Here is a 6,000-nt window from a genome sequence, read left to right as displayed (position 1 = left end):
CAGATTGCCTGTTGGGGGCGGAATAGCCGTCCCTCCCGTCGTCATCCCCGTGCCTGTCACGGGGATCCAGTTTCATATGGCACTGAACAGAGGCGGTGACCTTCGCCGCGCAGACGCGCGTCGTCTGGATGCCTGTGACAGGCACAGGCATGACGTTGGAGAAGGGCGCAAGCTTTGTGTCAACGGTCTTCCCCCGGATCGCATGATCCGGGGCCTTTTCGACTTCGCAAACGGAAGATCAGCCGACGGTTGGCGTTGCCATGGTTGCATTGTCGGGATAGGCCGCTTCGACCACAGCCAGCGTGGCCATATTGACGATGCCGCGCGATGTGACTGACGACGACAGAATGTGCGCCGGCATGGCGGAGCCAAGCAGGATCGGGCCGACATGAAGCGCGTCCATCATTGCCTTGACCACAGACATGGTGATGTGGGCGGCATCGAGCGTCGGGAAAATCAAAAGATTGGCTTCCCCGCTCAGCGTTGAATCCGGCAGAACCCGGCGCCGTAAAGTCTCCGAAATCGCCGAATCGCCATGCATTTCACCATCGATCTCGAGATCGGGCACTCGGCCGCGGATGATCTTCAGCGCTTCGCGCATCTTGGCGGCCGTTTCCGAATCGCGCGAGCCGAAATCGGAATGTGAGACCAGAGCCGCCTTGGCCTTGAGGCCAAAACGCTGAATCGTGCTGGCCGATTCGATGGCAGTCTCGGCGATTTCCGCGGCGCTTGGGCAGAGTGTCACATGCGTATCGGCAAAGAAGGTGGCGCCGCGATTGGAAATCAGAAGCCCGAGGCTGGAGAAGTCGGCCATGCCGGGACGCAGGCCAATGATCTCGCGAATATCGCGCAGATGTCGCTCGAAACGGCCTTCGACACCGCACAGAAGCGCATCGGCATCGCCACGCTTGACCGCGAGGGCACCGATCACCGTGGTATTGGTGCGCACGATGGTGCGGGCACGATCCGGCGTCACGCCCTTGCGGGCGACAAGCTCCAGATATTCGTCGACATAATGGCGGAAGCGGGGATCGTCCTGCGGGTTGATGATGTCGAAATCATCATGCAGCCGCATCTTCAGCCCGTAGCGCTTCATCCGCGTCTCAAGCACGTTCGGTCGGCCGATCAGCGTCGGCCGGGCAATGCCTTCTTCGATCAGTACCTGGGCGGCGCGCATCACGCGCTCGTCTTCACCGTCGGAAAAGATCACCCGCTTGCTCTCGGACGACTTCGCCGCAGCAAAGAGCGGTTTCATGACAAAGCCCGAACGGAAGGCGAAGCGGTTCAGCTGGTCGAAATAGGCTTCATAATCGCTGATCGGGCGCTCCGCGACTCCGGTTTCCGCCGCAGCCTTCGCCACGGCCGGAGCAATGCGCAGGATCAGACGCGGATCGAAAGGCGAGGGGATCAGGTAATCAGGACCGAAGACGGGTGTCTCGCCCGACGGCGTGGTGCGCTGGGCTTCCCAGACCTCTTCCTTGGCGAGGCCGGCAATGGCGCGCACGGCGGCCATCTTCATCTCCTCATTGATGGTGCGCGCGCCGCAATCCAGCGCGCCACGGAAGATATAGGGGAAGCAGAGAACATTGTTGACCTGGTTGGGGAAATCCGACCGGCCTGTGCAGATCATGGCGTCAGGGCGGGCCTCTCTGGCCAGATCCGGCATGATCTCCGGTACCGGGTTGGCGAGCGCCATGATCATCGGGTGCTCTGCCATCTGGCTGAGCAGCTCCGGCTTCAGCGCACCTGCAACCGAAAGACCAAGGAACACATCCGCACCGGCAATGTGATCGGCGAGGCCGTGTTTATCGCTTTCCTGCGCATAGATCGCCTTCCACCGGTCCATGGAGGTTGTGCGGCCGGGATAGACGAGACCGTCAATATCGAAGACCCAGATATTTTCGCGCTTTGCACCGAGCGAGACCAGAAGGTTGAGGCAGGCAAGTGCTGCTGCACCAGCGCCGGAAGCGACGATCTTGACCTCCTCGATCTTCTTTCCGGCAAGCTCCAGCCCGTTGAGAATAGCCGCTGCGACGATGATGGCGGTGCCGTGCTGATCATCATGAAAGACTGGGATCTGCATTTTCTCGCGCAGGATCCGTTCAACCTCGAAACATTCAGGTGCCTTGATGTCTTCGAGATTGATGCCGCCAAAGGTCGGTTCAAGCGCAGCGACGGTCGAGACCATCTCGTCAATGGTCGGTGCGTCAATCTCGATGTCAAACACGTCGACGCCGGCGAATTTCTTGAACAGGACCGCCTTGCCTTCCATGACCGGCTTGGACGCGAGCGGGCCGATATTGCCAAGGCCGAGAACCGCCGTGCCGTTGGAGACTACCGCGACCAGATTGGCGCGCGATGTGTACTGTGCCGCGTCACCCGGATTGTCACGGATGGCAAGGCAGGGGGCACCGACGCCGGGGGAATAGGCAAGCGCCAGATCACGCTGGTTGCCCAGCGGCTTGATCGCCTGGATCTCGAGTTTTCCGGCTCGCGGATGGCGGTGATAAAACAGCGCCTGTTCATCGAGGTCTTTGGCACTCGCCTTCTTATCGGAAGCCTCATCCACCATGCGTCATCTCCTTGCTGCGCCATGGGCGCATTGTCTCTTCCTCCCGGCCAAATCGAGGCCGTACCCAATGGGTGGGCGGGACTATAGGGGGGCGATCCGCCAGTTTCAATCGCTATCAGGAGACGGCTCCGCCCTTTGCAAGGGGCAAGATCAGCACGTAAGCGCTGGCTTTGGTAGACGCAGTGTTCAATATTTGAATGACGATCTCACGCACAGTTGAGCAGCGGGTTATGTTCGCTTTATGCTACGTAATCCCTGTGCGTCGTTCACGATTTGAGCGACGGCTTACGCGGACGGCGGCGCCGGCCCGCTTTTTTCTTAACTCAGACGGAGCTCCTTGATGAAGCTTGATAAGATGCTGTCGCCCCTGATGCCCTATTTCCTCGCATTGCTGCGTGTCGTCAGCGGTTTGCTGTTCCTTGAGCATGGCACTCAGAAAATCCTCCATTTTCCGGTTTCCGACTTCCATCCGCCAATCTTCTCGCTGCTGGGCGTTGCCGGTCTCCTGGAAATTGTCGGCGGTGTGTTGATCATTCTCGGGCTCTTCACCCGTCCGGCTGCATTCATCCTGTCGGGTCAGATGGCATTTGCCTATTTCATGATGCATGCGCCCAAGAGCTTTTTCCCGGCGCTCAACGGCGGTGATGCAGCGGTTCTGTTCTGCTTCCTGTTCCTGTTCTTCGTCTTCTCCGGCCCGGGCGCTTTCGCGCTCGACAACAAGAAGAAATAAGCTTCGGCCCGATCTTCTGGCTTTTGATGGAACCGGTGCGGGATCTGCACCGGTTCTTTTTACGTTACGGTTGTGTTGAGGGCGCGCAGTCTTAATATGGCGGAGCGAAACGGACCGTCCTGCTGTTGCGATCCTCTCTTGACGATTGCGGCAAGCGGACCGAAAAGTCACCCCTTGTTTTCAATACGGCAACGGAACCCCCTGCCATGATGCCGAAGCAATATATCATCCCGGGCATGCTCGTCCGGGACATTCTGATGCCTGTGCCGCTGGATTGGCAGAAGCCGAATGGTGCCATCATCCAGCTTTTCGTGCGTGAAATCATCGATCCTGCCAACCGGCGTGACGATCTGCCGGTTCTTGCTTTTCTGCAGGGCGGGCCGGGCGGCAAATCTCCGCGTCCGATCAATGGCGGCCCCTGCTGGCTGACCGAAGCGCTGAAATCCTATCGTGTCGTGCTGATCGATCAGCGTGGAACCGGCCGCAGCACGCGTGTCGAAGCCGCCACCATGGCGCGTTTTGAAGATGGTGCAGCGGCAGCCGAATATCTGATGCATTTCAGGGCCGACAGCATCGTTGCCGACTTCGAACATGTGCGCAAAAGTCTTTACGGCGACAAGAAGTGGGAAACGCTTGGCCAGAGCTATGGCGGCTTCCTGACGCTGACCTATCTTTCAAAAGCACCGGAGGGACTGGCTGCCTGTTATGTGACGGGCGGGCTTGCCGGACTTTCTGCCTCGGCGGCCGATGTTTATCGGCGGACCTATCCCCGCGTTGCCGCGAAGAACCAGCAATTTGCCCGCCGCTACCCCTATGATCAGGCGCTGGCCGGCCGCATTGCCGATTATCTCGATGCGCATGACGTGCGCCTTCCTGATGGCGACCGGCTGACGGTGAAGCGGTTCCAGGCGCTTGGCATGGTCTTCGGCATGATGCCGGGCTATGACGAATTGCACTGGCTGCTTGATGAGGCCTTTGCCGATCCGGATGAGCGCCGCCTGTCCGACGGTTTCCTTGCCGAGGTGATGATACGCACCGGTTTTGACGGAAACCCTCTTTATGCGACGCTGCAGGAAAATATCTATGCGCAAGGGGCCGCGACCGGCTGGGCGGCAGACGCCGTGCGGGCCGATCTGCCGAAATTCAGCCCCGAGGCCCGGCCGCTGCTGTTTACGGGCGAAATGATCTATCCCTGGATGTTTTCCGAGATCCGCTCGCTGCGGGCCTTCGAACCGGCCGCCGAGGCGCTTGCCGCGCGTGACGACAGTCCGCCGCTCTATGATCGCACGCGTCTTTTCGCCAATGATGTGCCCGTGGCGGCCGCCGTCTATTTTGACGACATGTATGTTGATGCGGGTCTCTCGCTCGAGACGGCGTCCCGCCTCGGAAATTGCGATGCCTGGGTCACCAATGAATATGAGCATGATGGCGTGCGCCAGAGCACCGAGGTCTTCAAGCGGCTGCGCGGGATGGTGGCGGATCGCGGCGGTCCGCTTACCTGAGTGCGAAACCTGGTTTCAGACCTGACGGCCGAAAGCCGCATCGAGATCGGGACTGTAAACGCAGAACCGGTTACGGCCGTCTTTCTTGGCCGAATAGAGAGCGATGTCGGCAAGTGCCAGCGGATCTTCCTTCTGCTTCCGCGCCAAGCGGTTGCTTGCGGCGATGCCGATGCTGATCGTCAGCGTTACGGCGCCGCTCTCCAGGCATAGCGGCGTTTCGCCCATGCTGCGCACGAGCTGTTCTGCAAGCTTTGCTGCCTTGTCGAGCGAGCTGCCTGGCATCAGCACGCAGAATTCATCGCCACCAGTGCGGGCAAGAAGATCGTCCGGCGCGAGCGCCTTGCTGGCGATCCGGGCAAAATGTTTCAGGGCCATGTCGCCGGTAAGGTGACCGAAGCCGTCATTCCACTGTTTGAAATGATCGATATCGATCAGCAGAATGCTGAAATCCGTGCCTCTGAGGCGCGATTGTGTTTTCGCACGATCCAGCTGCTCGACAAATTGCCGCCGGTTGGGAAGCCCGGTGAGTTCGTCGTGGCCAGCGCGGTCCTCCAGCTCCAGGAGCAGGCGGTCAATCGCCATCAGCGCGATGCCGAAGATGGTCAGAATCGCGCCGAGCGCCACAAGCAGCATGCTGTCCGTGCGCACCATTGCCTTGGTTGACGCGCTGACCGATCCGAAGACGTAGAGCAGGCTGAAGCCAAGTGTGAGCGAATTGGCAATGATATTGGCAATTGCGCCGCTGGCTGCAAGCCCGGAGCCGAAACCGCGCCTGTTGTGGCGAAACAGGTCAAAGGCGATCAGGCAATGCGTGATGAGCTGGCCGGCAAAAAGTGCCGTGTCGCGCCCGTCACTGCTGTTGCCGGAAAGGGCGATTAGTGTCGCCATCGCCGCAAGGATGATGCCTGCGACCGTCCAGCCAGCCGAAAGGCCGCAAAAGCGCCTGATCCCGACCCACATCAGCAGCACACTGCCAACGATGGCGAGCGCACCGATGGCTGCGGGTGTGGGAAGCCCTTTGGCCATGGTGATGCCATAGAGGGTTGTGCCGGAAAAAGAGCTGAGACCGCTGATCAAAAGCAATCTGGCAGGAATGAAATCCGGGTGACTGAGACGCAGAGCAGTCCAAATGGCACAGGATGCGACCGATATGACGAGCATGACAGCATGTAGGGTCGGCAGGTCCAGATCGGGCA

Annotated in this window: 4 protein-coding genes; 2 read left to right on the top strand and 2 right to left on the bottom strand. The window is 59.8% G+C overall.

Annotation, left to right across the window (positions count from 1 at the left end):
• Window positions 1-238: 238 nt before the first annotated feature.
• Window positions 239-2,572, bottom strand: coding sequence for an NADP-dependent malic enzyme (locus HCK86_RS23115; protein WP_176086858.1), 2,334 nt, complete (start codon window positions 2,570-2,572; stop codon window positions 239-241).
• A gap of 340 nt (window positions 2,573-2,912) precedes the next feature.
• On the opposite strand from HCK86_RS23115, the gene HCK86_RS23110 reads away from it, so the two are divergent.
• Entirely contained in the window at window positions 2,913-3,302 is a 390-nt protein-coding gene (locus HCK86_RS23110; RefSeq protein WP_176086857.1) for a DoxX family protein, read from the top strand.
• Window positions 3,303-3,511: 209 nt separating this feature from the next.
• The gene (locus HCK86_RS23105) at window positions 3,512-4,804 is read left to right on the top strand and encodes an alpha/beta fold hydrolase (RefSeq protein ID WP_176086859.1); all 1,293 of its coding nucleotides are present in this window, start codon (window positions 3,512-3,514) and stop codon (window positions 4,802-4,804) included.
• 15 nt (window positions 4,805-4,819) lie between these two features.
• Here HCK86_RS23105 and HCK86_RS23100 read toward each other — a convergent pair whose 3' ends face one another.
• Entirely contained in the window at window positions 4,820-5,887 is a 1,068-nt protein-coding gene (locus HCK86_RS23100; RefSeq protein ID WP_176086856.1) for a GGDEF domain-containing protein, read from the bottom strand.
• Window positions 5,888-6,000: the final 113 nt, after the last annotated feature.

Origin of the sequence: Martelella sp. HB161492, assembly GCF_013184775.1 — a bacterium.
Lineage (GTDB): Bacteria > Pseudomonadota > Alphaproteobacteria > Rhizobiales > Rhizobiaceae > Martelella.
Note: the sequence above shows the minus strand (reverse complement) of the source record. Positions and strands in the feature narration are given on the sequence as shown.